At 74.4% G+C, this 23,828-nt stretch carries 27 protein-coding genes and 1 pseudogene; 15 read left to right on the forward strand and 13 right to left on the reverse strand.

Annotated elements, in window-relative coordinates; translation table 11 throughout:
• Positions 1-137: 137 nt before the first annotated feature.
• The gene (locus ACFT41_RS07485; protein WP_377582223.1) at positions 138-992 is read left to right on the forward strand and encodes a hypothetical protein; all 855 of its coding nucleotides are present in this window, start codon (positions 138-140) and stop codon (positions 990-992) included.
• A 28-nt stretch (positions 993-1,020) separates the two neighbouring features.
• On the opposite strand, the gene ACFT41_RS07490 is transcribed toward ACFT41_RS07485, so the two are convergent.
• The 3 genes from ACFT41_RS07490 to ACFT41_RS07500 are packed head-to-tail and all read right to left on the reverse strand — an operon-like array spanning position 1,021 to position 3,889.
• On the reverse strand, positions 1,021-3,075 hold the full coding sequence (locus ACFT41_RS07490; protein ID WP_377582226.1) for a glycogen debranching N-terminal domain-containing protein: 2,055 nt from the start codon (positions 3,073-3,075) through the stop codon (positions 1,021-1,023).
• Positions 3,076-3,085: 10 nt separating this feature from the next.
• The gene (locus ACFT41_RS07495) at positions 3,086-3,478 is read right to left on the reverse strand and encodes a hypothetical protein (protein ID WP_377582229.1); all 393 of its coding nucleotides are present in this window, start codon (positions 3,476-3,478) and stop codon (positions 3,086-3,088) included.
• 48 nt (positions 3,479-3,526) lie between these two features.
• The gene (locus ACFT41_RS07500) at positions 3,527-3,889 is read right to left on the reverse strand and encodes a DsrE family protein (RefSeq protein WP_377582231.1); all 363 of its coding nucleotides are present in this window, start codon (positions 3,887-3,889) and stop codon (positions 3,527-3,529) included.
• 23 nt (positions 3,890-3,912) lie between these two features.
• On the opposite strand from ACFT41_RS07500, the gene mtfM reads away from it, so the two are divergent.
• A complete protein-coding gene (mtfM, locus tag ACFT41_RS07505) occupies positions 3,913-4,017 on the forward strand; it encodes a small membrane protein MtfM (RefSeq protein WP_267897534.1) in 105 nt (34 codons plus the stop codon).
• A 4-nt stretch (positions 4,018-4,021) separates the two neighbouring features.
• Positions 4,022-4,615 carry an FABP family protein gene (locus ACFT41_RS07510; RefSeq protein ID WP_377582234.1) on the forward strand — a complete coding sequence of 198 codons (594 nt, stop codon included), beginning with the start codon at positions 4,022-4,024 and terminating at the stop codon, positions 4,613-4,615.
• Between the two features lie 61 nt (positions 4,616-4,676).
• On the opposite strand, the gene ACFT41_RS07515 is transcribed toward ACFT41_RS07510, so the two are convergent.
• Positions 4,677-5,522, reverse strand: coding sequence for an aminotransferase class IV (locus tag ACFT41_RS07515; RefSeq protein ID WP_377582326.1), 846 nt, complete (start codon positions 5,520-5,522; stop codon positions 4,677-4,679).
• A gap of 96 nt (positions 5,523-5,618) precedes the next feature.
• On the opposite strand from ACFT41_RS07515, the gene ACFT41_RS07520 reads away from it, so the two are divergent.
• From ACFT41_RS07520 to ACFT41_RS07535, 4 genes are all read left to right on the forward strand, one after another.
• Positions 5,619-6,089 carry a Fur family transcriptional regulator gene (locus tag ACFT41_RS07520; protein ID WP_377582237.1) on the forward strand — a complete coding sequence of 157 codons (471 nt, stop codon included), beginning with the start codon at positions 5,619-5,621 and terminating at the stop codon, positions 6,087-6,089.
• Complete coding sequence (locus ACFT41_RS07525) at positions 6,086-7,192, forward strand: YgfZ/GcvT domain-containing protein (RefSeq protein WP_377582240.1); 1,107 nt, start codon at positions 6,086-6,088, stop codon at positions 7,190-7,192. Before ACFT41_RS07520 ends, ACFT41_RS07525 begins: the two co-directional genes overlap by 4 nt.
• Positions 7,193-7,284: 92 nt before the next feature.
• Positions 7,285-8,121 carry a 3-keto-5-aminohexanoate cleavage protein gene (locus tag ACFT41_RS07530; RefSeq protein WP_377582243.1) on the forward strand — a complete coding sequence of 279 codons (837 nt, stop codon included), beginning with the start codon at positions 7,285-7,287 and terminating at the stop codon, positions 8,119-8,121.
• Between the two features lie 123 nt (positions 8,122-8,244).
• The gene (locus tag ACFT41_RS07535; protein ID WP_377582245.1) at positions 8,245-9,204 is read left to right on the forward strand and encodes an asparaginase; all 960 of its coding nucleotides are present in this window, start codon (positions 8,245-8,247) and stop codon (positions 9,202-9,204) included.
• Between the two features lie 39 nt (positions 9,205-9,243).
• On the opposite strand, the gene ACFT41_RS07540 is transcribed toward ACFT41_RS07535, so the two are convergent.
• Positions 9,244-10,041, reverse strand: a complete 798-nt coding sequence (locus ACFT41_RS07540; RefSeq protein WP_377582248.1) for an alpha/beta fold hydrolase — start codon at positions 10,039-10,041, stop codon at positions 9,244-9,246.
• 136 nt (positions 10,042-10,177) lie between these two features.
• Between ACFT41_RS07540 and ACFT41_RS07545 the strand changes: the two genes are divergently transcribed.
• The 4 genes from ACFT41_RS07545 (at position 10,178) to ACFT41_RS07560 (ending at position 13,102) form a co-directional block, all read left to right on the forward strand.
• Positions 10,178-10,855 carry a helix-turn-helix domain-containing protein gene (locus ACFT41_RS07545; protein ID WP_377582251.1) on the forward strand — a complete coding sequence of 226 codons (678 nt, stop codon included), beginning with the start codon at positions 10,178-10,180 and terminating at the stop codon, positions 10,853-10,855.
• On the forward strand, positions 10,852-11,730 hold the full coding sequence (locus ACFT41_RS07550) for a hypothetical protein (RefSeq protein WP_377582254.1): 879 nt from the start codon (positions 10,852-10,854) through the stop codon (positions 11,728-11,730). The genes ACFT41_RS07545 and ACFT41_RS07550 overlap by 4 nt, the downstream gene beginning before the upstream one ends.
• 170 nt (positions 11,731-11,900) lie before the next feature.
• Complete coding sequence (locus ACFT41_RS07555) at positions 11,901-12,218, forward strand: DUF2516 family protein (protein WP_377582257.1); 318 nt, start codon at positions 11,901-11,903, stop codon at positions 12,216-12,218.
• Positions 12,215-13,102: an alpha/beta fold hydrolase gene (locus tag ACFT41_RS07560; RefSeq protein WP_377582260.1), complete on the forward strand. Its 888-nt coding sequence runs from the start codon at positions 12,215-12,217 to the stop codon at positions 13,100-13,102. Before ACFT41_RS07555 ends, ACFT41_RS07560 begins: the two co-directional genes overlap by 4 nt.
• Before the next feature lie 27 nt (positions 13,103-13,129).
• Here ACFT41_RS07560 and ACFT41_RS07565 read toward each other — a convergent pair whose 3' ends face one another.
• Positions 13,130-13,819, reverse strand: coding sequence for a DNA polymerase beta superfamily protein (locus ACFT41_RS07565; protein ID WP_377582263.1), 690 nt, complete (start codon positions 13,817-13,819; stop codon positions 13,130-13,132).
• Between the two features lie 75 nt (positions 13,820-13,894).
• Here ACFT41_RS07565 and ACFT41_RS07570 point away from each other — a divergent pair, with 75 nt between their 5' ends.
• On the forward strand, positions 13,895-14,815 hold the full coding sequence (locus ACFT41_RS07570) for an SDR family oxidoreductase (protein WP_377582266.1): 921 nt from the start codon (positions 13,895-13,897) through the stop codon (positions 14,813-14,815).
• A 7-nt stretch (positions 14,816-14,822) separates the two neighbouring features.
• Here the strand turns inward: ACFT41_RS07570 and ACFT41_RS07575 are convergent, their stop codons facing one another.
• Positions 14,823-15,851, reverse strand: a complete 1,029-nt coding sequence (locus ACFT41_RS07575; protein ID WP_377582269.1) for a helix-turn-helix transcriptional regulator — start codon at positions 15,849-15,851, stop codon at positions 14,823-14,825.
• Between the two features lie 64 nt (positions 15,852-15,915).
• On the opposite strand from ACFT41_RS07575, the gene ACFT41_RS07580 reads away from it, so the two are divergent.
• The 3 genes and pseudogenes from ACFT41_RS07580 (at position 15,916) to ACFT41_RS07590 (ending at position 17,531) form a co-directional block, all read left to right on the forward strand.
• The gene (locus ACFT41_RS07580; protein ID WP_377582272.1) at positions 15,916-16,776 is read left to right on the forward strand and encodes an EI24 domain-containing protein; all 861 of its coding nucleotides are present in this window, start codon (positions 15,916-15,918) and stop codon (positions 16,774-16,776) included.
• 1 nt (position 16,777) lies between these two features.
• A pseudogene (locus tag ACFT41_RS07585) lies at positions 16,778-16,891 on the forward strand (macro domain-containing protein); the annotation flags it as partial.
• A 94-nt stretch (positions 16,892-16,985) separates the two neighbouring features.
• Positions 16,986-17,531: a hypothetical protein gene (locus ACFT41_RS07590; RefSeq protein WP_377582274.1), complete on the forward strand. Its 546-nt coding sequence runs from the start codon at positions 16,986-16,988 to the stop codon at positions 17,529-17,531.
• 51 nt (positions 17,532-17,582) lie between these two features.
• On the opposite strand, the gene ACFT41_RS07595 is transcribed toward ACFT41_RS07590, so the two are convergent.
• The 6 genes from ACFT41_RS07595 to ACFT41_RS07620 all read right to left on the reverse strand — a co-directional run bounded on the left by ACFT41_RS07595 (position 17,583) and on the right by ACFT41_RS07620 (position 23,763).
• Positions 17,583-17,987, reverse strand: coding sequence for a RidA family protein (locus ACFT41_RS07595; RefSeq protein ID WP_377582277.1), 405 nt, complete (start codon positions 17,985-17,987; stop codon positions 17,583-17,585).
• A 126-nt stretch (positions 17,988-18,113) separates the two neighbouring features.
• Positions 18,114-19,121, reverse strand: coding sequence for a LacI family DNA-binding transcriptional regulator (locus ACFT41_RS07600; RefSeq protein WP_377582280.1), 1,008 nt, complete (start codon positions 19,119-19,121; stop codon positions 18,114-18,116).
• Positions 19,122-19,140: 19 nt separating this feature from the next.
• On the reverse strand, positions 19,141-20,532 hold the full coding sequence (locus ACFT41_RS07605; RefSeq protein ID WP_377582283.1) for a GH1 family beta-glucosidase: 1,392 nt from the start codon (positions 20,530-20,532) through the stop codon (positions 19,141-19,143).
• Complete coding sequence (locus ACFT41_RS07610) at positions 20,529-21,362, reverse strand: carbohydrate ABC transporter permease (protein WP_377582286.1); 834 nt, start codon at positions 21,360-21,362, stop codon at positions 20,529-20,531. Before ACFT41_RS07610 ends, ACFT41_RS07605 begins: the two co-directional genes overlap by 4 nt.
• Positions 21,359-22,375 (reverse strand): carbohydrate ABC transporter permease, encoded by a 1,017-nt coding sequence (locus tag ACFT41_RS07615; protein ID WP_377582289.1) that lies wholly within the window; start codon positions 22,373-22,375, stop codon positions 21,359-21,361. The genes ACFT41_RS07610 and ACFT41_RS07615 overlap by 4 nt, the downstream gene beginning before the upstream one ends.
• 83 nt (positions 22,376-22,458) lie before the next feature.
• The gene (locus tag ACFT41_RS07620) at positions 22,459-23,763 is read right to left on the reverse strand and encodes an extracellular solute-binding protein (protein ID WP_377582292.1); all 1,305 of its coding nucleotides are present in this window, start codon (positions 23,761-23,763) and stop codon (positions 22,459-22,461) included.
• Between the last annotated feature and the right edge of the window lie 65 nt (positions 23,764-23,828).

The raw sequence follows: 23,828 nt of genomic DNA on the forward strand, positions 1-23,828 counted from the left end.
CTGGTGGTCGCCAAATGCCGGCCCGGGTTCTGACCGTTCGGTTGACCCGCCGTCGCCGGCCGGGGGAGTAGCGGCCGGTCAGGGGCTGGAAGTGGCGTGCCCACCGGGCGCTCGGCCCCGCGTGACACGATGAGCGGGTGAGTGGTGCTGCCCCTGCCGGATACGCCCCGCCGACCGGCCCCGGCGGAAGACGAGAGCCGACCCCGCCGGGCCGCCGGTCCCGTTGGCTGCTCGCGGCGACCGTGGCCTGGGCGGTGCTGCTCGGCGTACTCACCTGGGTCTCGGTCCGCGACGACGGGCCGACGGTCCGCGAGCAGCGCAGCCTGGCCCAGGCCGGCCCGGTGGTCGACCGCGCGGTGGGCGAGCTGGTCGCGGCGGCCGGCGACCGGGCCGTCGCGCTCACGCCCGCCCGGACCGAGGCGGGCTGCCGGGTGACCCCCATGCTCGACGGCGCGACCCTGGAGCGCGGCGTGGAGATCCTCGACCCCGCCGCCGACCCGCGCGCGGTGCTCACCGACGTCGCCGGCCGGCTGCCGGCGGACTGGCAGGCCGGCGTCCGGGTGACCGGCGACGGCCCCCGGCTGCGGGCCGACGCGGGGGAGTTCGTGCTGGTGGAGGGCCGCCCGGCCGGCGACGGCCGGCTCCGGCTGACCGTCCGCACCGGGTGCCGGCCCGTCGGCGACGGCTACCGCCCGCCGTCCGCCCAGGGCGGCCCGGAGGCGGGCGCGCTCGCCGCCGCCCTGCGGGCGCTGGCCGCCCCCACCGGGCCGGCCCCCGAACTGCTCGCCGCGCCCTGCCCGGGCGGCGACGGCCAGGCCCGCACCGCCCGCGTCACCCTCGACCCGGCCCCGGCCGCGCCGGCCACCGCACTCGCCCCGGCCGCCGGCGGCGCGGTCCTGCTCGACACCCCCGAGGGGTACGCCTACCGTGCCGGCGGGGTCACGGTGGCCCTGACCGGCGACCACCTCACCGCCACCACGCCCTGCCCCTGAGCCCCCGCAAGGAGCAGCCCGGCAGGGGTCACCGGCGGCGGACCGGGTCGCTCGCGGTGCGGCTGCGGCCCAGCGCGTCGACCAGCCCCCACCGGCCGGGGATGTCGAGCAGCTCCACCCGGCCCATGCCGTCCGGCACCGCCGGATCGATGATCAGGTGCTCGCCCTGCGGCTCCAGGCCGAGCATCACCCGCAACAGCAGCAGCGAGGTGCCGGCCGACCAGGCCTGCGGGCTGCACGCCGTCGGATACTCCACCGGATAGTCGGTGAGGCTGCGCTCGTAGCCGGCGAACGCCTCGGGCAGCCGCCCGCCGAAGTGCCGGGACGCGGAGAAGATGCCCTCGCAGATCCGGCCGGCCTCCTCGCGGAACCCGTACCGCCACAGGCCCCACGCGATGATCGAGTTGTCGAACGGCCACACCGTGCCGACGTGGTAGCCGATCGGGTTGTAGCGGCCCTGGTCGTCGGCGAGCGTACGCACGCCCCAGCCGGAGAACAGTCGGGGCCCGAGCAGGTGCGCGGCGACCCGACCGGCCTTGTCGGCGTCGACGATCCCGCTCCACAGCAGGTGACCGATGTTCGACGACAGGGCGTCGACGGGCCGCCCGTCCGGGTCCAGCGCCAGCGCGTAGTACTCGCGGTCGGGCAGCCAGAAGTCCCGGTTGAACCGCTCCTTCAGCTCCGCCGCCTCCCGCTCCAGCCGCTCGGCGTACGCGGGATCGTTCCAGACCGTGCGGGCCAGCCGCGCCCCGCGCAGCTTCGCGTCGTACGCGTACCCCTGGGTCTCGCAGGTGGCCCGGGGGAAACCCGGCAGCCGGCCGTCGGAGTAGGAGATGGCGTCCCAGGAGTCCTTCCAGCACTGGTTCGCAAGCCCCGTCTCCGGGTTGCGGGTCCGGTACCAGACGTACCCGGTGCCCAGCAGGTCGCCGTACGTGTCGATCCACTCCAGCGCAGCCCGGGCCGAAGCCTCCAGTTGCCGCACGAGCGCAGCGTCGCCGGTCCACCGCTCGTACTCGTCGAGCAGGATGACGAACAGGGGCGTGGCGTCGGCGGAGCCGTAGTACGGCGAGTGCGGCTGCTCCTCGAAGCCCGCCGTCTCGCCGTACCGCAGCTCGTGCAGGATCTTGCCGGGCTCCTCGTCGCGGAAGTCGTCGACCCGGAACCCCTGGAGCCCGGCCAGCATGGTGATCGTCGGCGGCACCAGGTCCGGCAGAAACGGCAGCACCTGGAGCGAGGTGAAGATGCTGTCCCGCCCGAACAGCGTCATGAACCAGGGCAGCCCGGCGGCCATCAGCCGCACCCCGAGGGCGATCGACTCGTAGCGCAGGGCCGCCAGGTCGTGCAGGCTCCGCAGGTACGCCCCGGCCAGCGGCTCGCAGTCGCAGCCGAGCTTCGGTGCCCGCGCGACGGTCTCCTCGTGCTCGGCGTGGATCTCGGCGACCGAGCGGTGCGCGCCGAGCGGCAGGTTGGCCCGGATGTCCTCCCCCCGGGCCCCGTAGATCACCGTGTCCACGGTGAGCCGGGTCGTCCACTCCCCGCGCGGGTCGACGCACACCCGGAACGTCATGCCCGCCGGGTCGACGGTCGCCGTGGCGCTGCTGCTCACCACCGTCTCCCGGTGGAAACCCTCGCGCCGGTACGTGAACCGCAGCTCGTGCTCCCCCGGGGTGGCGGTGGCCCGGCCCTTCTTGCGCCGGGTCTGCTTGATCTCGAACAGGTCGGCGAAGTCGGCCCCCATGTCGAGCCGGACGACGAACTCGACCTCCCGCCCGGAGTGGTTGAGCACGGTCAGCTCCTCGGCGAAGCTGCCGCCGATGGACCGGCTGCGGATCACCGACACCTTCGCGTCCAGGTAGTGCGTCGGCGCGCCGGGCACCAGGAAGAACCGGGTGCGGTACGAGAACGCGTCGTCGATGGAGAGCGAATGCAGCCGCTTCCCGTCGACGGTCAGCACCCAGGTCGACAGGAACCGGGTGTCGAAGGAGAACAGCCCGGTGGGGAAGTCCTGCGACGGCTCGATGTCGCCCCGCCGGTCGCTGACCAGGAACGTGTTGCCGTCGAGGATGCTGACCTGCTCCGTCACACCGGCTCCCTCACGCCGGCCGCCCGGCCTGCTCCCGGGCCACCACCCGGGGGTCCCGGGTGCCCGGCCGGGTGGGGAAGAACCGCCGGAAGGCCAGGAAGAGCACCACGTCCCCGGTGAACGTGCTCTCGTTGCGCAGCATCGACGACACGCCGTGCGCCCGGCCGGTGACGAGCTGGTCGAACAGGTCGGCGCTGCCGTACCAGTAGGCGTCCGCCGGCCCGGCCTCCCGGGTGACCCGGGCGAAGCCGGGAGCCATCTCGACCCGCCAGTGCTCGCTGTGGTTGCCGGTGGTGATCCGGAGCAGGAGCGCGCCGCGCACCGGGCCGCGCAGGACCGCGGGGGCGCGCGCCGGCAGCGTCGCGAAGAACCGTTCCGTCGCCTCGGTCGTCGCCTCGGTCACAGGGCGATCGTAGGCGGGGCAGCGGATGAACCGGGTGGTTATCGGCACTCAGTAGACGAGTGCCCGCGCCCCCTCGGCCATCGCCTCCTCGACGAAGACCGCCGCCCCGGCGATCCGCACCCCGGGCAGCACGTCGCCGGGGCCGATGTCCCGGCGGGCCGCGCACTGGGTGCAGGCGGTGACCCGGCCCGTCGTCAGGATCACGTGCAGCAGCTCGCCCAGCGGCGCGGAGTGCGGCAGCTCGAACGCCTGTGCCCGGCCCGGCAGCGCGAACCAGGTCGACTCCCCGGTCAGCCAGAGCGACACGTCCACACCGGCGGCGGTGGCCGTGGCGGCGACGGTGAAGGCCTGGGCGCACCGCTCCGGGGCGTCGGCCCCGGCGGTCGCCTTGACGACGAGAGAACGGGCCATGGGCCCAGCATAGGATGGCCGGGATGGTTACCGAGATCGGGTTCGTCAGCCTGCTGGTCGCCGGCCTGGGCGCGCTCGCCGGTGGCCTGGTCTACCTGGCTGTACGCATTTCGAGAGGACGCTGGTGACCCGGTGAGTGACGAGAACCCCCTCCAGCCGCCGTGGCTGAACGCGCCCCCGGTCGATGAATACCCGTACGAGGAGAGCCACGACCTGCGCGTCGGTCCGAAGCTGCATCCGACGCTGGACGGCCTGCTGCCGTACGTCGGGGTGTGGCGCGGCCGGGGCCGGGGCGGCTACCCGACGATCGAGGACTTCGACTTCGCCCAGGAGATCCGGATCAGCCACGACGGCCGGCCGTTCCTGCACTACGAGTCGCGGGCGTGGATCCTCGACGAGCAGAGCAGGCCGGTGCGCCCCGGCGGCCGTGAGATCGGCTGGTGGCGTCCGGTGCTCGACGGCGACGGCCGGGCCACCGACGAGCTGGAGGCTCTCATGTCCGTGCCGACGGGCGTGATGGAGCTGCACATCGGCAAGCGCAAGGGCACCCAGGTGGAGTTCGTCACCGACGCCGTGGTGCGCACCGCCACCGCCAAGGAGGTGACCGCCGGCCACCGCCTCTTCGGCATCGTCGAGGGCGCCCTGCTGTACGCGCAGGACATGGCCGCCGTGGGCCAATCCCTGACCCCGCACCTCTCGGCCCGCCTGCTCCGCGTCGCCGGCTGACCCTCGCTGCCCCGGCCCCGGCCTGCCCGCCCTGGCCCTGCGCTGCCCCGCCTCGGGCCGGTCAGCGGGGGTGGGCGAGCAGGGCCTGGGCGGCGTCGGTGTGCGCCGAGCGAGGCAGGCGTACCCCGTCCAGGGTGTGCACGGGGGCCAGGCCGCGCAGCGACGAGGTGAACCAGACCCCGTCGGCGGCGCGCAGCCCGGCCGGGGTGACCATGCGCTCCTCGGCGGTCAGGCCCACCTCGGCGGCGTGCGCCAGCAGCCAGGCGGCGGTCACCCCGGGCAGGATGCCGGTGGCGGCGGCCGGCACCGTGCACAGGGTGCGTCCGGCCAGCCAGACGACGTTCGCAGTCGGCCCCTCCAGGGCGTAGCCGTCGGTGGAGACCCAGAGCACGTCGTCCACGCCGTGCCCGGCGGCCCAGCGGCGGGCGGCGACACTCACCGCGTACGACGTCGACTTGATCCCGACCGGCAGCCAGCCCAGGGCGGGGCGGGCGGTGGCGGCCACGCCCAGCGGCAGGGTCGCCACGGAGATCCCGGCCCGCCGGGCCTGCCGCGCGGCGGCCGGCACCCCGGCGAGCGTCGCGTGCACCGAGGGCGGCCCGCCGCCCTCCGGCCCCCGCGTGCAGACCAGCCGCAGCGCGCCCTCCGCCTCGGCCGGCCAGCCCGCGCAGACCTCCTCCAGCAGGTCGACCAGCACCCCGGCCGGCGGCAGCGGCAGGCCGATCCGGGCCGCCCCCCGCGACAGCCGGGCCAGGTGCTCGTCGCGCAGCCACGGCCGCCCGTCGCGCACGTGCATGGTCTCGAAGAGCCCGTCGCCCTGGAGGGCGCCCAGATCGTCGCCGCGCAGCACCGCCTCGCCGGCCAGCACGACGCCCCGCCCCAGCACCGCGATCCTCACGTCCGCCACGTCCGCCACGCTCGCCACCTCCGCCCCGACCGGTCAGCCTAGCCGCGTACCCCCGTGGTGGCCGGCGCGTCGCGGCGGCCGAACTATGATCGGACGGTGTCCGAATCATCCCTCGCGGAAGTGCTCCGCGCCCGTGGGCTGCGGCTGACGGCGCAGCGGCAGCTGATCCTCCAGGCGGTGCTGGACCTCGGGCACGCCACCCCGGAGCAGGTGCACACCGCCGTCCGCGAGGTCGCCGCCGGGGTCAACATCACCACCATCTACCGCACGCTGGAGCTGCTGGAACGCCTCGGCCTGGTGACCCACACCCACCTGTCGCACGGCTCGCCCACCTACCATGCGGCCGGCGAGCACCAGCACGTCCACCTCGTCTGCCGGGAGTGCGGCGCGATCGACGAGATCGACCCGGAGCTGCTCCGGCCGCTGGCCGACCGGCTGGTCGCCGAGCGCGGGTTCCGGGTGGACATCGGGCACGTGGCGCTGTTCGGCGTCTGCGACCACTGCGCGGACGGCAGAGCAGGGGCGGGCGCGGAAGCGGGCCGGAGCGAGGACGGGGAGCGGAAATGATCGACATCGCGGGCGCGGTGGCCACCGAGGCCATCGACGAGGAGACCCGGGACCAGCCGGAGCCGGCGCACCGGGCGGCGGGGGTGCGGTCCGTCGCCGCCCACTACGGCGACCCGCTGCGGGAGCAGCGCGTCCTCGACACCGCCGTCGGCCTCGTCGACCGGTCGCACCGGGGCGTCGTCGCCGTGCCCGGCGAGGAACGGATCGGCTGGCTGCACACCCTCACCACCCAGCACCTGGCCACGCTGGCCCCCGGCGAGGGCACCGAGCTGCTGGTGCTCTCCCCGCACGGGCACGTCGAGCAGCACGCCATGGTCGCCGAGGACGGCGACACCACCTGGCTGGACACGGAGCCCGGCGCGACCGGGGGCCTGCTGACGTACCTGGAGAAGATGCGCTTCTTCAGCAAGGTCGAGCCCCGCGACGCCACCGCCGAGCACGCCCTGCTCTCGCTCGTCGGCCCGGAGGCGGCCGGGGCGCTCGCCACGCTGGGCGTGACCGGGCTCGCCGCGCCCGACGCCGTCGCGGTGCCCGGCCCGAAGTTCCGCGCCGGCGAGCTGCCGTCCCGGCCCACCGTCCGGTATGCGGTCGCGCCGCTGCCGGCCGGCGGCTGGGCCCGCCGGGGCCCGCTCGGCGTGGACCTGCTGGTGCCCCGGCCCGCCATGGACCAGGTCGTCGCAGAGCTGCGCGACGCGGGGGTGCCGGCGGTGGGGTTGTGGGCGTACGAGGCGATCCGGGTGGCCGCCCGCCGGGCCCGGGTCGGGGTGGACACCGACCACCGGACCATCCCGGCCGAGGTGGACCTGATCGCCTCGGCCGTGCACCTCGACAAGGGCTGCTACCGGGGGCAGGAGACAGTGGCCCGGGTGCACAACATGGGGCGGCCGCCGCGTCGCCTCGTACTGCTGCACCTGGACGGGGTGACCACCGACCGGCTGCCGGCCGCCGGCACGCCGGTGACCCTCGACGGCCGGGCGGTCGGCTTCGTCGGCACGGCGGTGCTGCACCACGAGCTGGGCCAGGTCGCGCTGGCGGTGCTGAAGCGCAACGTCCCGGACTCCGCCACCCTGCTGGTCGGCGAGTCGACCGCCGCCATCGAGTAAGGCAGCTACGCGGCCGGCTGCCGGACGGTGGCGTCCGCTGTGGGAGCGCGCGCCGTCGACCGGGCCCCTGCGGGGCGTCTAGGATCGCCGGCATGACGACAGGGACGTTGATCACGGTTGCCCCCACCGGCGCGGAGTCGGCCAAGGCCGAGGTCCCGGCGCTGCCGGTGACCCTCGACGAGCTGCTGCTGACCGCCAAGGAGTGCGAGGCGCTCGGCGCCGCCGTGATCCACGTCCACATCCGCGACGGCGAGGCCCGGCCCACCCTCGACCAGGGGCGGCTGCGGGAGACCGTGGCGGCGCTGCGCGAGGGCACCGACCTGATCGTGCAGCTCTCCACCGGCGGCGCGGTGACCGACCCGGAGGCCGACCGGCTGGCCGTGCTGGACGCCGGGCCGGACATGGCGTCCTGCACCATGGGTACGCTCAACTTCGGCGACGACGTCTTCCTCAACCGCTGGGAGTTCATCGTCGACCTGCACACCCGGATGCAGGAGCGCGGCATCGTGCCCGAGTACGAGATCTTCGACCTCGGTCACCTCACCGCCCTTGCGCGGCTCCTCGGCAAGCATGGCCTGCCGCACGGCGGGCACGTGCACGTCGACTTCGTGATGGGCGTGCCGGGCGGCATGCCGGGCACCACGTCGACGCTGGCCGCCGCCCATCAGGCGCTGCGCGACCTGCCGGAGGGCGCCACGTTCTCGGCCACCGGCATCGGGCGCAGCACGATCCCGGTGCTGCTGGCCTCGCTGTCGGCCGGCGGGCACCTGCGGGTCGGCATGGAGGACACGGTGACGTACGCGAAGGGCCGGCCGGTCGAGTCGAACATGCAGCTCGTGGCGCGGGCGGTGGGCTTCGCCCAGCTCGCGCAGCGCCCGCCGCTGACCACCGCCGAGGCCCGCGCGCTGCTCGGCGTCGCGCCCCGGTAGATCCCGGCTGGGCGGCGCGTGCCGGTAAGCCCTGAACCGGCCTCCGCCCCTGTCGTGGCGGTGGCGACCGCCCTGGTCACCCGCCCTCCGGCCGCCGCCGGCGGTGTCGGTACCGTCCAGCGTGTGACGAAGACGTACGAGGGTGGCGTGCCGCTGGTCGAGGTGGTCCGCTCCGGGTTCGTGGAGGGGCTGCACCGCGGCTCGGTGGTGGTGCTCGACGCGGCCGGCGCGCCGGTGGCGGTCGCCGGGGACGCCGGGTCACCGGTCTTTCCCCGCTCGGCCAGCAAACCGATACAGGCCGTCGGCATGCTCCGCGCCGGGCTGCCGCTGACCGACCCGGCCGACGTGGCGATCGTGTCGGCCAGCCACGCCGGGGAGGAGTTCCACGTGGCCCGGGTCGGCGCGCTGCTGGCCGGCGCCGGGCTGGACGAGTCCGACCTGGGCTGCCCGCCCGACCTGCCGATGGGCGAGCTGGCTCGGGAGGCGGTGCTGCGCGCGGGCGGCGGGCCGACCCGGGGCCGGATGAACTGCTCCGGCAAGCACACCGGCATGCTGCTCACCTGCCTGGCGGCCGGCTGGCCCCGCGCGGGGTACCGGCAGCCGGAGCACCCGTTGCAGCGGGCGCTACGGGCGGCCGTGGAGGAGTGCACCGGGGAGCCGGTGGCGGCGGTCGGGGTCGACGGCTGCGGCGCGCCGGTGCTGGCCGTGTCGCTGACCGGGCTGGCCCGCGCGTACCTGCGGCTGGTCTCCGCCGGGCCGGGCTCGCCGGAGCGTGTCGTCGCGGACGCCATGCGGGCGCACCCGGAGCTGGTCGGCGGCACCTGGGCCGAGGACAGCCGGCTGATGCGCGGCCTGCCCGGCGCACTCGCGAAGATCGGCGCGGAGGGGGTGATCGCCGCCGCGCTCCCGGGCGTCGGCGCGGTCGCGCTGAAGATCGACGACGGGGCGACGCGGGCCCGGATGCCGGTCCTGGTCTCCGCGCTGCGCCGGCTGGGCGTCCGGGCGCCCGTCCTCGACGAGTACGCCGAGCTGCCGCTGCTCGGCGGCGGGGTCCCGGTCGGGGCGGTCCGCCCGGTCTGGTGACGGTGGCGGACCGGCCCGGGGGACGACGCCGGATCGTTCTTACCGCAGGAAGTCCAGCAGCGCGCCGTTGACGGCGTCCGGGCGTTCCAGGGGGAGCAGGTGTCCGGCGTCCGGTACGTCCGGCAGCCGCACCGCGCCCGGCACCTCGGCGGCGATCCGGTCGGCGAGCCGGCCGATGTCCGGCACGTCGGCGGCCCCGGCGGCCACCAGCACCGGTACGCGCAGCTCGCCGAGCCGCTCGATCGCGGGCGGGTCGAGTTCGGTCACCTCGACGGCGCTCAACGCCAGCTCGGCCGCGAGCGCCCGGCGGTCCATCTCCTCGGCGAACCGGATCAGCGCTGGGTCGACGTCTTCGGGGCGGCGGCGCGGCCCGACCACCCAGAACCGCACCTCGCCGGCCGCCGTGGCCGCGAAGTCCTCGGGGTCCGTCTCGCCGACCAGGTCGTCCCAGAGGTCGTTGGCCTCCTCGGACCACTCGTTGCCGCTGACGGCCGTGCCGAACAGGGCGAGTGCGCCGACCCGATCCGGGTATGCGAGGGCGGTGTCGACGGCCACGGCGCCGCCGAAGGAGCACCCGACGAGCGCGGCCCGGGGCAGCTCCAGGGCGTCCAGCAGGCCGACGACGTCGTCGTGGTGGGCGAACGGGTCGGTGGGCAGCTCGGAGTCGCCGTAGCCGCGCAGGTCGACGGCGATCACGCGGTGCCGGGCGGCCAAAGCGGGCACCTGTTCCCGCCACATGCGCCGGTCGGCGATGCCGGCGTGCAGCAGGAGCACGGGCGTTCCGTCACCCGTGTCGTCGTACGCGAGCTTCGCGCCGTTGATCTCGATCCTCGTCATCCCGGGGAAGGTACGGACCGGACGGACGGCGCGCAACAGGCCGCAGGCGGGCGGCGCTGACCAGGGCCGTGAGACCTTGCTAACTGGGGTTAGCGTTTTGCTTGCAGCAGCTAGCGGGGCCGGTTAGCGTGGGGCCATGGCCAGTCCCAAGGACCTACCTGACGTCGGCGGGTTCATCCGTGACCTGCGGCGGAACGCGAAGATCTCGCTGCGGCAGCTCGCCGAGCAGGCGGGCGTCAGCAACCCGTATCTCAGCCAGATCGAGCGCGGCCTGCGCAAGCCCAGCGCCGAGGTGCTCCAGCAGCTCGCCAGCGCGCTGCGGGTCTCCACCCCGGCGATGTACCTGCGGGCCGGCCTGCTCGACGACAAGGAGGGGCAGGGCGTGCTCGCCGCCATCGCGGTCGATCCCGACCTCACCATGGCGCAGAAGCAGTCCCTGACCCAGATCTACGAGACCTTCCGCCGGGAGAACAGCCGGCTCGCCGAGGCGACGGCCGCCACCGAGGCGGCCGAGGCCGCCGCCGAGGCCGCCGCCGAGGCCGCCGCCGAAGCCACCCAGGCCGCCGCCCAGCCCGCCACCGGGTCCGCCGCCCCGTCCGCGCCGGGCACCGCCCCGGAGGCCCCGGGCACGACCACCCCGGCGGCGACCGGGCCCACCACAGTGGAGGGCACCCCGACCGAGGCGGTCCTGGAGTCGGTCGCCGTCACCGAAGCCGGGCCGGCACCCGCGCCGCCCAGCAGCACGCCCGCGAGGAAGGCCGCCGAGAAGGCGACCGAGCAGACCGCCGCCGCGGTCGAGGAGGGAAAGTCATGACCCAGCCGAAGACCCACCGTATCCCGGCCCCGCTCTACGCCGCCGCCGGCGCCGGCGACCTGGCCCTGGAGCAGCTCCGCAAGCTGCCCACCGTGGTCACGGACCTCAGTGGAAAGGTCGCCGCCGACCTGGGCGGCAAGGCCATCGTGACCGGCTTCGAGCTGCGCCAGAAGGCCACCGAGACCCTGCGTACGGCGAACCAGGCCGCCGCCGAGCTGCGCGGCAGGTCCGTTCCCGCCGAGCTCAGCCGCCTGCGCGAGGCGGCCGACCTGAACCGCCTGCGCGAGGCGGCTGACGTCAACCGCCTGCGCGAGGTCGCCGACGTCAACCGGCTGCGCGGGCTGACCGACCTCGACCGGCTGCGCGGGCTGACCGACCTCGACCGGCTGCGCGGGCTGGCCGCCCGGAACGCGGCCGTCGTCGTCGCCGGCGCGCAGGCCGCCCAGGAGCGGGCCCTGGCCGCGTACGCCGAGCTGGTCGCCCGTGGCGAGCGGGTGGTCGGTGCGGGCGTGCTGGAGGCCGCCGGCACGGTCAACGCCGACATCGAGGCGACCGAGGCCGAGCTGAACCCGGCCCCGACCGCCCCCGCCGAGACCGCGCCGGTCGCTCAGGCGCAGCCCGCGACGGACGCGAAGTCGCAGCCCGAGGCCACGCCGGCGGCGAAGGCCGACGTTCCGACCCCGGCCGACGTGGCCGAGGTCGTCGAGGCCAAGCCGGCCACCGCCCGGACCCCGCGCACCCGCGCGACCAAGGCGACCACCGCCAAGGCCACCGCCAAGGCCAAGGCCGCCGACAGCACGACCCCGAAGGCCGCCGACACCCCGTCGGCCAAGCTGCCCAAGGCCACCCGCCGGACCCGCCCGGCCGCCGAGTAGCCGATGCCCCGCCCGGTGGCCGGCCCGCCCCGCCCGGCCGCCGAGTAGCCGACCGGTTCCGTCGGGAGCTGGGCCGCGACGGGCGATGCGGCCCGCCGGAGGGATACGTCGCACGACCCCGGAGACGTCCTGGCGGACGGATCCGGGGTCGTCGGCATAAGCTTGCCGGCATGGCCATCGCCGCGCCGATCTTCGCCTTCCAGGTCCAGTACTGGATCACCATGCTGCTGCTGGTGTTCGCCCTCGTCATCGAGGGGGTGGCACTCGTGCACGCGATCACCCAGCGCGGCGAGGCCTTCGCCGCGATCGGGACCCTGCCCAAGGGCGGGTGGATCGCCATCCTCGCGGTCTGCCTGGCACTCACCCTGCTGACCAACAACGTGCTGAACATCTTCGGCCTGGTCGGCATCGCCGCCGCTCTGATCTACCTGCTGGACGTGCGGGTCGGGCTGCGTGACCTGCACGACGGCCGGGGATCCTCCTGGTGAGAGGGTTTCGCTGGCCACCGCCGCCGGACGGCGGGCCACGGACCTGGGGCCCCGGCCCGGGCGCCCCGCGCACGGGCCGGCCGGCCCTGCCCGAGCCGGAAACCGAGCTGGTCACCACCCCGCACGGGGTGCGCCTCGAACAGCTCGTCACCGGCGTCGGCGACCCGGTCACCGTGTTCGCGCACGGGCTGGGCAACGGCATCGCCACCACCCGGCCCTTCGGCAGCGGCGTCACCGGCCGCAAGGTCTTCTTCCAGTTCCGGGGGCACGGCCGCTCCGAGGCGCCCCCCGGCCCGTGGAACTACCTCGACCTCGCCCGGGACCTGCGGGCCGTCGCCGACCTCGGCAACGCCACCCGCGCGTTCGGCGCGAGTCTCGGCGCGGGCGCGCTGTGCCGGCTGCTCGCCGAGAGCCCGGAGCGCTTCGACCGGCTGGTCTTCTTCCTCCCCGCGGCGCTCGACCGGCCCCGGGCTCCCGCCGCCCGGGACCGGATCACCGCCCTGCTCGAGGCGGTGGAGAACGGGGATGCCTCCGCCGCCGCCGACGTCGTCTCGGCCGAGCTGCCGCCCGCCGTGCGCAACACGCCCGCCGGGTGGGCGTACCTGCGGCAGCGGCTCGACCAGCTCCTCCGCGACGGCCTCGCGGCGGGCCTCGCCGACCTGCCCGACCAGGCCCCGCTGGACGACGGGGCGGAGCTGGCCGCGGTGACCGCCCCGGCCCTGGTGCTCGCCTGCGCGGGCGACGACCTGCACCCGGTCGAGGTCGCCGAGCAGCTCGCGGCCGCCCTGCCCCGGGCCACCCTCCACGTCTACGACCGCCCGGGCGTGCTCTGGTCGGAGCGCGCCGACCTGCGGGAGCGGATCTCGGGGTTCCTCAACGGGTGACGCCGGTCGTCGGGGGTGTCACCCGTGTCACGCCCCGACCGGCGGCAGGTGGGCGGCCCGCACGTCGAGCAGCCAGCGCTCCACGGTCGCCTCGTCGGGCCGCTGCGGCAACGGCGTACGCGTCGTGTCGAAGTCCCGTTCCGCCTCGGCGAGCAGGTCCCGCGCCTCCGCCAGCTCCCCGCCGGCGACCCGCTCCCCGAACGCCCGGAACCGCTCCGGGTCGGTCAGCCGGATCTCCAGGACGCCGGTGGCGTACAGCAGCCGGCCCTGGTGCACCAGCCGGGCCAGGTGCCGGGCGTGCTTGGCGGTCCGCCGCCGCGTGTCGGCCGAGAACGTTCCGTCGCCCCGGGAGGCCAGCTTGCGGAACTGCTGCGCGGCGTACCCGAGGTAGGCGTCGCGGACCCGGGGTGCGCTCAGGAACGCCGATCGGATGCCGACCAGCCGGTCGCCCAGCTCCGTGCGGGCCTCGTAGCAGTCGTCGGGCAGCCACATCAGCTCGGTGGCGGTCGGGTTGCCGCCCAGCGCCAGCCGGGCGTACTTGCCGGCCTCGTGCAGGGTGACGTCCGGGTCGGTGGTGACCACCGACTCGCGGGGCGGGTGCAGGCCGTGGAAGGCGACGGTCGGCGCGGCGAACACGCCGATCCGGTCGACGTCGGAGCCGGGCCGGGCCAGCCCGTACGCCACCGAGCCGACGATCCCCGAGAGCAGCAGGTGCATGCGCCGAGCATGACGCAGGACACCCGTCCGCGAAACCGGACTTCGGCTGTCAGGTATTGCTGTCAGGGTCGACGCATGACAACGAAACCCCTGACCGGGAAGATCGCGCTCGTCGCCGGGGCGACCCGGGGCGCCGGCCGGCAGATCGCGGTCCAACTCGGCGCGGCCGGTGCCACGGTGTACGCCACCGGCCGCAGCAGCCGCACCGCCGGCCGCTCCGAACTGGACCGGCCCGAGACCATCGAGGAGACCGCCGAGCTGGTCACCGCCGCCGGCGGCACCGGCATCGCCGCCCGGGTCGACCATCTCGTCCCCGAGCAGGTCCGCGACCTGGTGGCCCGGATCGACGCCGAGCAGGGCCGGCTCGACGTGCTGGTCAACGACGTGTGGGGCGCCGACCCCCTGATCACCTGGGAGAAGCCCGTCTGGGAACAGCCCCTGGAGGCCGGCTTCCGCACCCTGCGGCTCGCGGTCGACACCCACATCGTCACCAGCCACTACGCCCTGCCGCTGCTGATCCGCCGCCCCGGCGGGCTGGTGGTGGAGATCGGCGACGGGACCCGGGAGTACAACGACGCCAACTACCGTCTGTCGGTCTTCTACGACCTGGCCAAGACCTGCGTGAACCGGCTCGCCTTCACCCAGGCGCACGAGCTGGAGCCGCACGGCGGCACCGCCGTCGCGCTCTCGCCCGGCTGGATCCGCTCCGAGTTCATGCTGGAACACTTCGGGGTCACCGAGGCCAACTGGCGCGACGGCGCGGCGAAGGACCCGCACTTCCTCATCTCGGAGACCCCGGCGTACGTCGGGCGGGCCGTCGCCGCGCTGGCCGCCGACCCCGACCGGGCCCGCTGGAACGGCAGGTCCGTCTCCGCCGGCGAGCTGAGCCGGGTGTACGGCTTCACCGACCTCGACGGCAGCCGGCCGGACGGCTTCCGCTACCTCACCGAGGTCGTGCACGGCGGCAAGCAGGCCGACGTCGCCGACTACCGCTGACCGTCGACTACCGCCGACCGTCGCCCGGCTGCTCGTGACCCTCCCGTCCGCCGCCCGGCCCGCCGTACAGCGCGGTGAGCCGGGCGGCGGCAGCGGCCACCCGCCCCCGCAGCTCCGGCGGGTCGAGCACCTCCACCTCCGGCCCGAGCCGCAGCACCAGGTCGTACGCCACGTCGACGGACTCGACGGGCAGCCAGGTGACCACCCAGCCGGCGCCGTCGGGCTCGCCGGCGGCGGCCGTCGCCTCCGCGTACCCGAGAGGGGTCTCCGGGGCGTTGCGGAGCGCGCGCAGGCCGGCGGGGCTCAGCCGGACGCGGACCCGGGCCCGCTGCATGCCCCGCAGGAACGCCTCGGCCTGCTCCCGCCAGTATCCGCCCAGGTCGAAGCCCTCGTCGCGGTCGAACGTCCCCCCGTCCACGGTCACGTCGACCACCCGGTCCACCCGGTACGTGCGCGTGCCGTCGCCGACGCGGGCGACCAGATACCAGACCGCGCTCTTGAGCACGAGCCCGTACGGCTCGACCCGCCGGACGACCTCGCCGTCGCCGCGCCGGTAGCGCAGCTCGACGACCCGGTCGCCCCACACCGCGCGGGCCAGCTCGGCCAGCCGGGGCGGCGGCGCGGCGTCGCGGAACCAGCCCGGCACGTCCAGGTGGAACCGCTGCCCGGCGCGGGCGGGGGCGTCGCGCAGCGCGGGCGGCAGTGCGGCCAGCACCTTCAGCTCGGCCGAGGCGACCGCGTCGGCCAGCCCCATGTCGCCCGCCGGCCCGGGCAGCCCGGCGAGGAACAGCGCCTCCGCCTCGTCCCGGGTGAGCCCGGTCAGCCGGGTCCGGTAGCCGCCCAGCAGGCGGTACCCGCCGGCCCGGCCCCGGTCGGCGTAGACGGGCACCCCGGCGGCCGACAGCGCCAGCACGTCCCGGTACACGGTCCGTTCGGAGACCTCCAGCTCGCGGGCCAGCTCGGCCGCCGTCATCGCCTCCCGCGACTGGAGCAGCAGCACCAACGAGATCAACCGCGAGGCCCGCACCCCCGACATTGTGCAAGGAAGGGCCCCTGTTAACGCCTGCGGTATAGAAGGGAACCCCTCTCACCCCGCCGCAATGTGGTTGGCGGGCCGGGCGTGCCGGTCGCCGTTAGGCTCAGCGGTCGTGAATGTACCCAGTATCACCGCGCCGGTGACCGGCGTCGTCGGCCGCTTCCTCTCCGGGATCGGGCTGCTCCTGCGCGGCATCGGCCTGTACGTGCGCAGCCCCGGCCTGATGCTGCTCGGCATCGTGCCGGCGCTGATCTCCGGCACGCTCTTCGTGGCCGCCTTCGCCACCCTCGTGTACTTCGTGGACGACCTCGCCGCGCTGGTCACCCCGTTCGCCGACGACTGGTCCGGCACCGCCCGCAGCCTCGTCCGGGTGATCGCGGGGCTGGCGTTTCTCGGGGTCGGCGGGCTGCTCGCGGTGCTCACCTTCACCGCCGTGACCCTGGTCATCGGCGACCCGTTCTACGAGAAGATCTCCGAGCGGGTCGACGAGCGCTACGGCGGCACGCCCGGCGCGGTGGAGGCGCCGTTCTGGGCGTCGCTGCGCCGCAGCGTGGTCGACTCGCTGCGGCTGGTGGCGATCTCCGTGCTCGTCGGCATTCCGCTCTTCGCGGCCGGCTTCATCCCGGTGGTCGGCCAGACCGTCGTATCGGTGATCGGGGCGGCCGTGGGCGGCTGGTTCCTCGCGCTGGAGCTGGCGGGGGCGCCCTTCTACCGGCGCGGCATGCGGCTGCCCGACCGCCGCTCCCTGCTCAAGGCCGACCGGCCGACGACGCTGGGCTTCGGGGTGGCCGTCTTCGTGTGCTTCCTGATCCCGCTCGGCGCGGTGCTGGTCATGCCGGCTGCGGTGGCCGGCGCGACCCTGCTCACCCGCCGCTCCCTGGGCCAGCCCATCGAGCAGCCGGCCCGCGACGTCGGGGAGCGTTGAGGTGGAGGTCACGCTGGTCGAGGGGGACATCACCGCGCAGCGGGTCGACGCGATCGTGAACGCGGCCAACTCGTCGCTGCTGGGCGGCGGGGGCGTGGACGGTGCGATCCACCGGCGCGGCGATGCGTGGGTGCTGCGGAGAAAACCATCCGCCCTACGGGTGAGCGGCGAGCGCCTATCCTAAATCGGGTGAAAGGTGCAATACGGGTATGCGTCGCGTGAGGGCCGTCCGGTTCAGGTCTGCGGTCTCGGTGACCACGGCCTGCCTGATGGTGCTCGGGGTCGCGGGTCTGCCCCGACGCGAGGGCCGGCCCGACCCGCCGACCGGCCGTCCGCCCGCGCCGCCGCACCCGCCGTCGCACCCGCCCCTGCCCGGTCCACGTACGACGATCCGGCTGGACCCGGCCGACGTGCCGGTCCAGGCGACCGGGCGCGAGCCGGCCTGCACCGCGGGACTGGGCGGCGGGCCGTATCCGGACGAGGACGTGTGGGTGTTCGGCCTGGCGGCCGGTGGGGCCGGGGCCCGGTTCGTCGCGGTGACGCCCGAGTTCATCGCCCCGGACCGGGAACGAGTCGCCCTCACCGTGCCCACCGAGGGCGGCGCGTTGACCGTCGACGATGCTGGTGCCAGCGCGGCGTGGCTGCGCCTGCCCGCCGGCTGGACCCTGGCGGGCGGGTCGGCGGCGATCGCCGGCAACGCCGGGTCCTTCGCGCTCGTGGCGGTCTGCCCGGCGTTCGCGACGCCGTCGTCCTGAGCGGCCTGCCCGGTGCAACCTCACCGGCGGAGCGCACCGTCACCGGCCGGGCTACCGGACGGCGGCGACCGCCTCCACCTCGACGAGCTGGTCGGTGTAGCCGAGCACGGTCACCCCGAGCAGGGTGCTCGGCGGCTCGTGGTCGCCGAACGAGTCCCGGACCACCTCCCACGCGGCCACCAGGTCGGCCTGCCGGGACGACGCCACGTACACCGTGGTCTTGACGACGTCGGCAAGCCGCGCCCCGGCGGCGGCGAGGGCGACCTCCAGGTTGGCCATCACCTGCCGGGCCTGCGCCGCCGGGTCGCCCGGTGCGACCGTACGCCCGTCGGCGTCCAGCGGGCAGGCGCCGGCGGCGAACACCAGCCGGGCCGGCGGGTCGACGGTCGCCGCGTAGGCGTACTCGGCGACGTCGGAGAGTTCGGGTACGCGCACCAGCGCCACGGGATCGCTCACCCGCGCGACGCTAGCCCGCCCATCAGCCCTGCCGCCACGCGACAACGCCCCGCGCCAGCGCCCAGCAGGAGGTGGTGAGAAGGGAACCCCTCTCTACCGTATGCGTTGACAAGGGGCCCCTCCTTTCTACGCCGACGCGCGCAGGACCAGCTCCGTGGGGAGCACGAGGGACGGCTCGACGTCCTCGCCGGCCGCCATCCGCAGCAGCTGGCGGGTCGCCTCCCGGCCCAGGTCGAGGATCGGCTGCCGCACGGTGGTCAGCGGTGGGTCCGTGTACGCGGCCGTCTCGATGTCGTCGAACCCGATCACCGCCACGTCGGCGGGCACCCGCCGTCCCGCCTCGCGCAGCGTACGCATGGCGGCGTGCGCCATCAGGTCGGACGCGGCGAAGACGGCGTCCAGGTCGGGGTGGGCGTCGAGGAGTTGCCGCATCGCAGCCGCCCCCGATTCCCGGGTGAAGTCCCCGTAGGCCACCCGCTCCGGCAGCCCCGCCTCGGCGACTGCGGCCCGGTAGCCGGCGAGGCGTTCCACCCCGGCGAACATGTCCTGCGGCCCCGCGATGGTGGCGATGCGCCGCCGCCCCGAGTCGAGCAGGTGCCGCACGGCCCGGGTCACCCCGCCGACGTGGTCGACGTCGACGTACGGCACCCCGGCGTCGCCGAGGAGCCGGCCGCTGCACACCACCGGGATGCCGATGCGGGCAAGCTTCGCCGGCAGCGGGTCGGCGCCGTGCAGCGAGGCGAAGACGACCCCGTCGACGTGCCGCCCGGTGGTGTACCGCTCCACCCGGGCGTGCCCGGCCGGCGAGCCGGCGAGCATCAGCACGAGTTGCTTGTCGGCCGCCTCCAGCTCCTGCGCGACGCCCCGGATGATGCTCGGGAACACCTGGTCGTCGGAGAAGACCCGGGTGGCCTCCTCGGGCAGCACGAGGGCGATGGAGTCGGTCCGCTGGGTGACCAGGCTGCGGGCGGCCAGGTTCGGCACGTACCCCAGCTCGGCCACGGCCCGGCGGACCGCCTCCCGGATCGGCGCGGCGACGGTGGTGGAGCCGTTCACCACCCGCGACACGGTCGCCCTGGAGACGCCGGCCCGCCGGGCCACCGCCTCCAGGGTTGGCCGCTGAGCCGTCGTCATCGGAGCGCTCCCCATCTCGTCACAGCCCGTTCCGGGAGATCACCTCCTGGTACCACCGGGCGCTCGCCTTCGGTGTGCGCCGCTGGGTCAGGTAGTCGACGTGGACGATCCCGAACCGCTTGCGGTAGCCCTCGGCCCACTCGAAGTTGTCCAGCAACGACCATACGAGATAGCCGCGCAGGTCCACTCCCCGGGCGATGGCCGCGTGCGCCGCCCGAAGGTGCCCGTCGAGGTAGCCGATCCGGTCGGCGTCGGCCACCCGACCGGCGGAGTCCGGGCCGTCCTCGGTCGTGCGGTCGGGGAACGCGCCGCCGTTCTCGGTGATCATCAGCGGCAGGCCCGGGTAGTCGGCGGCCAGCCGGTCGAGCAGCCGGCCCAGCCCGGCCGGCTCGATCGCCCAGCCCATGTCGCTCACGGGCCCGGTTGCCGGCAGGAACTGCACCGCCCCCTCGGTGCCCGGCCAGGCGCTGCCGCCCGCCCCGTCCGGCCGCCCGGCCACGTACGTGGGGGCGTAGTAGTTGATGCCGAGCAGGTCGATCGGGGCGGCGATCAGCTTCTCGTCGCCGTCCCGGACGAACGACGCCGGATCGACCATCCGGGACACGTGCTCCAGCACGTCGGCGGGGTAGCCGGCACCGGTCAGCGGGTCCAGGAAGATCCGGTTCTGCAACCCGTCGACCAGCCGGACCGCCGCCGCGTCCGCCGCGCTGTCTGGGTCCGCCGGCTGCACCTCCGCCGGGTTCAGGGTGATCCCGACGACCTCCGCGCCGCCCGCGCGCAGCGCCCGGGCCGCGAGGCCGTGCCCCAACAGCAGATGGTGTACGGCGGCGAAGGCCGCGCCCGCGTCCTGTACGCCGGGGGCGTGCACCCCGTTGGCGTATCCGAGGTAGGCCGAGCACCACGGCTCGTTGAGCGTGGTCCAGGTGCGGATGCGGTCGCCGAGCCGGCCGTGCACGGCCGCCGCGTACGTGGCGAAGTGCTCGGCGGTCTCCCGGCTGGTCCAGCCGCCCCGGTCCTCCAGGGCCTGCGGCAGGTCCCAGTGGTAGAGCGTGACGATCGGATCGATGCCCCGGTCGAGCAGCGCGTCGGTGAGCCGGTCGTAGAAGTCCAGCCCGCGCGGCTCGACCGGGCCGGTGCCGTCGGGCTGGATCCGGGGCCACGCGACCGAGAACCGGTACGCCCTCAGCCCCAGCTCCGCCATCAGGGCCACGTCGTCGGCGTACCGGTGGTAGTGGTCGCAGGCGACGTCGCCGGTGTGGCCGGCGAAGACCCGGCCCGGCGTACGGCTGAAGGTGTCCCAGATGGACGGGCCGCGGCCGTCGTCGCGGGCCGCGCCCTCGATCTGGTACGCGGCGGTGGCCGCGCCCCAGACGAAGTTGTCGGGGAACCGTAGCTCGCTGCTCGCGCTCACGCCTTGACCGCACCTTCCATGATTCCGCCGATGATCTGGCGGCCGAACAGGACGAAGACCAGCAAGAGGGGCAGGGTCGCGATGGCCGTGCCGGTGAAGACCTGCGACATGTCCTGGTAGTAGCCGTCCGACAGTGCCCGCAGGGACAGTTGCACCGTCGGGTTCTCCGGGTCGTTGAGCACAGCGTACGGCCAGAGGAAGTCGTTCCAGGTCGTCATGAACGTCAGCAGGCCGAGGACGGCGGCGGCCGGGCGCAGCGCCGGCAGTACCACGTTCCAGTAGATCCGCGCGGTGCCGCAGCCGTCCATCCGGGCGGCCTCGATCAGTTCGGTGCTGACGGCCTGGCTGGCGTACTGGCGCATCATGAACACCCCGAACCCGGTGACCAGCGCCGGGACGATCACGGCCGGCAGCCGGTCGTTCCAGTTCAGCTTCGTCATCAGCAGGTACAGCGGGATCACCCCGAGCTGGGTGGGGACCATCATCGTCGCGACGATCACCAGCAGCAGCGCGTTGCGGCCCCGGAACCGCAGCTTGGCGAAGGCGAACCCGGCGAGGGTGGAGAAGAAGACCACCGAGACGGTGACCGTGACCGCCACGATCGCCGAGTTGATCAGGCCGGTGAGGAAGTACGCGTCGGTGTTGGCGAACAGCCGGGCGATGTTCGCGCCCAGGTTGCCGCCGGGGGTGACCGGCGGTGGTATCTGGCCCATCGCGTCACTGGAGCGGCTGGCCACCACGAACATCCAGTAGATCGGGAAGACCGACAGGAGGGCGGAGACGGCCAGGGCGGCGTACGTGAGCCGGCCGGCGGACCAGAGTCGGTTCATCGGGTGCGCTCCTTCCGGGGCCGGCGGACCCGCGTCGGCCCGTCGGTGCCGCCGAGCCGGCGCAGGATCACCACGTTGATCGCCGCGACGATCGCGATCAGGGCGAACAGCAGCCAGGCGACCGCCGAGCCGTAGCCGAAGTTGTAGTGCGGCGCGAAGGCGTTCTCGAACATGTACATGGTCATCGTCTGCGACTCGCGCAGCGGCCCGCCCCGGATCGGGTTGGTGCCGGAGTGGAACATCCGGGGCTCGGTGAAGAGCTGGAGGCCGCCGATGGTCGACACGATCACCGCGAAGATGATCGTCGGCTTGAGCAGCGGCACGGTGATCTTCCAGAACTGCCGGGCCCGGCTGGCCCCGTCGATCGCCGCCGACTCGTACAGGTCGCGGGGGATGGCCTGCATGGCGGCCAGGAAGATCAGCGCGTTGTAGCCGGTCCACCGCCAGTCGACCATGGTGGAGATGGCCACCCAGGAGGCGAACCGGTTGGACTTCCAGTCGATCGCGCCGACGCCGACCAGGTCGAGCAGCCAGTTGATCATGCCGAACTGCCGGCCGAACAGCACCCCGAAGACGATCGCCACGGCGGCGGTCGAGGTGACGTTCGGCACCAGCACCGCCATCCGCCAGGTGGTCCGGGCCCGCAGTTGCCGGTTGAGCAGGCTGGCCAGCCAGAGCGCGGCGAGCAGCTGCGGCACGGTCGAGATGACGAAGATGCCGAGGGTGTTGACCACCGAGTGCCAGAAGTCGGGGTCGGCCAGCAGCCGGGTGTAGTTCTCCCCGCCGACGAACGGGTGCTCCACGGCGAGCAGGTCCCAGTCGTGCAGCGACACCCAGAACGTGTACGCCAGCGGGTACGCCCCGAACACGCCGAAGAGCAGGAAGAACGGTGCGATGTAGAGGTAGGGGGAGTACTTCTCGTCGAGCCGGCTGAGCCGGTGGCCCCGCAGGGGGCGGGCGGTGCCCCGGGTCGCCGGTGTCACCGGCGGCGGGGCGTCGAGCTGGACACTCATGGCCCGGTCACTCCTTTCCGCGTCTGCGCGGCGCGGGCGGCGCCCCGGCGTACCGGAGCCCCGCCCGCGCGTCCGAGTCGGGCCTACTTGGCGGCGGCCTTCTTGGCGTTGGTCACCGCGTCGGTCCACGCCTGCTCGGGGCTGCGCTGGCCGAGGTCGACGGTGCGCACGGCGTTCTCCACCTCGGTGCGGACGGCCTGGTTCTTCGGGCCCATGTAGACCGGCTTGAGGCTCTTCGCGCCGGCCGCGAAGATCTTGCCGACGGGGGCGTCGGAGAAGTACGCGTTGGTCGAGTCGGCCACGGCCGGGTCGTCCAGCGCCTGCGGGTTGGACGGCAGCGGGCCCTTGGCCTTGAACGCGCCGATCTGGCCCTTGGCGCTGGTCAGAAACTTCGCCAGCTCGATCGCCTCGGCCTGGTGCCTGCTCTGCTTGGGCACGGCGAGGAAGGAGCCGCCCCAGTTGCCGCCGTTGCCGGGCACCTGGGCGATGTCCCACTTGCCCTTGGCGGCCGGGCCGGCGTTGCCCTCGATGACGCCGGTCATCCAGGCCGGGCAGGCGATGGTGGCGAACTTCGCCTGCTTGAACGCCGACACCCACTCCTCGGACCAGGAGCCGTACTTGCCGGACAGGCCGGAGTCGAGGATGTCCATCGTGGTGTCCCAGGCCTGCCGCACGGCCGGGTTGCTGTCCACCACCAGGTTGTTGGCGGTGTCGTAGTAGTGGTAGCCCTGCGCGTTGCCGGCGGTCTGCAACACGATCGTGTTGAAGATGTTGGTGGCCGAGTCCAGGAACGCGGCCCCGGTGTTGGCGGCCTTGAACTTCTCGCCGGTGGCGACGTAGTCGGCCCAGGTGGGCCAGAGCTTGGACACCTCGTCGCGCTGGGTCGGCAGCCCGGCCTTGGCGAACAGGTCGCTGCGGTAGCACATCGCCATGCCGCCGACGTCGGTGCCGAGGCCGATGAGCTGCTTGCCGTCGGCGGTCAGCGCCTGGTTCCACTTCCAGTCGAGGAAGTTGCCCTTGAGCTCGGCCGCGCCGTGGTCGAGCAGGTTGACGAAGTTCTGCGGGTTGGCCTTGTACTCGACGAGCAGGCCCTCCTCGATGGCGACCACGTCACCGGCGCCCTTGCCGGCGGCGAGCCACTGGGTGAGCTTCGGCGAGTATTCGTCGAGGTTGCCGCCGGTGCCCCGCTCGACGATCTTCACGTCGGGGTGGGCGGCCATGTACTCCTGGTAGAGCTCCTGGTAGCCCATCTGGCCGAAGACGTCGACGGTCAGCGTGACCGGCCCGCCCTCGGCGGGCTCGTCCCCGCCGCAGCCGGCGGTGGTGAGCAGTGCGGTGGCCGCGACGAGGGCCACGGCCGCGAGGCGGCGGCGCGGAAAGACACCCATCTTGTTCTCGGACCCCTCTCAGGTCGTGCGGGTGGTGGTGGGGACGGGGTGAAACCTTCGAGAGA

The organism is Micromonospora sp. NPDC057141, from assembly GCF_042670805.1.
GTDB lineage: Bacteria > Actinomycetota > Actinomycetes > Mycobacteriales > Micromonosporaceae > Micromonospora.

Coding starts and splice junctions, on each gene's coding strand:
- ACFT41_RS07500 (WP_377582231.1), bottom strand. CDS start 3,889: ATGGCCCGTTCTCTCGTCGTCAAGGCGACCGCCGGGGCCGACGCCCCG.
- mtfM (WP_267897534.1), top strand. CDS start 3,913: ATGGTTACCGAGATCGGGTTCGTCAGCCTGCTGGTCGCCGGCCTGGGC.
- ACFT41_RS07525 (WP_377582240.1), top strand. CDS start 6,086: ATGATCGACATCGCGGGCGCGGTGGCCACCGAGGCCATCGACGAGGAG.
- ACFT41_RS07530 (WP_377582243.1), top strand. CDS start 7,285: ATGACGACAGGGACGTTGATCACGGTTGCCCCCACCGGCGCGGAGTCG.
- ACFT41_RS07540 (WP_377582248.1), bottom strand. CDS start 10,041: ATGACGAGGATCGAGATCAACGGCGCGAAGCTCGCGTACGACGACACG.
- ACFT41_RS07545 (WP_377582251.1), top strand. CDS start 10,178: ATGGCCAGTCCCAAGGACCTACCTGACGTCGGCGGGTTCATCCGTGAC.
- ACFT41_RS07550 (WP_377582254.1), top strand. CDS start 10,852: ATGACCCAGCCGAAGACCCACCGTATCCCGGCCCCGCTCTACGCCGCC.
- ACFT41_RS07555 (WP_377582257.1), top strand. CDS start 11,901: ATGGCCATCGCCGCGCCGATCTTCGCCTTCCAGGTCCAGTACTGGATC.
- ACFT41_RS07565 (WP_377582263.1), bottom strand. CDS start 13,819: ATGCACCTGCTGCTCTCGGGGATCGTCGGCTCGGTGGCGTACGGGCTG.
- ACFT41_RS07570 (WP_377582266.1), top strand. CDS start 13,895: ATGACAACGAAACCCCTGACCGGGAAGATCGCGCTCGTCGCCGGGGCG.
- ACFT41_RS07575 (WP_377582269.1), bottom strand. CDS start 15,851: ATGTCGGGGGTGCGGGCCTCGCGGTTGATCTCGTTGGTGCTGCTGCTC.
- ACFT41_RS07580 (WP_377582272.1), top strand. CDS start 15,916: ATGTGGTTGGCGGGCCGGGCGTGCCGGTCGCCGTTAGGCTCAGCGGTC.
- ACFT41_RS07590 (WP_377582274.1), top strand. CDS start 16,986: ATGCGTCGCGTGAGGGCCGTCCGGTTCAGGTCTGCGGTCTCGGTGACC.
- ACFT41_RS07600 (WP_377582280.1), bottom strand. CDS start 19,121: ATGACGACGGCTCAGCGGCCAACCCTGGAGGCGGTGGCCCGGCGGGCC.
- ACFT41_RS07610 (WP_377582286.1), bottom strand. CDS start 21,362: ATGAACCGACTCTGGTCCGCCGGCCGGCTCACGTACGCCGCCCTGGCC.
- ACFT41_RS07615 (WP_377582289.1), bottom strand. CDS start 22,375: ATGAGTGTCCAGCTCGACGCCCCGCCGCCGGTGACACCGGCGACCCGG.
- ACFT41_RS07620 (WP_377582292.1), bottom strand. CDS start 23,763: ATGGGTGTCTTTCCGCGCCGCCGCCTCGCGGCCGTGGCCCTCGTCGCG.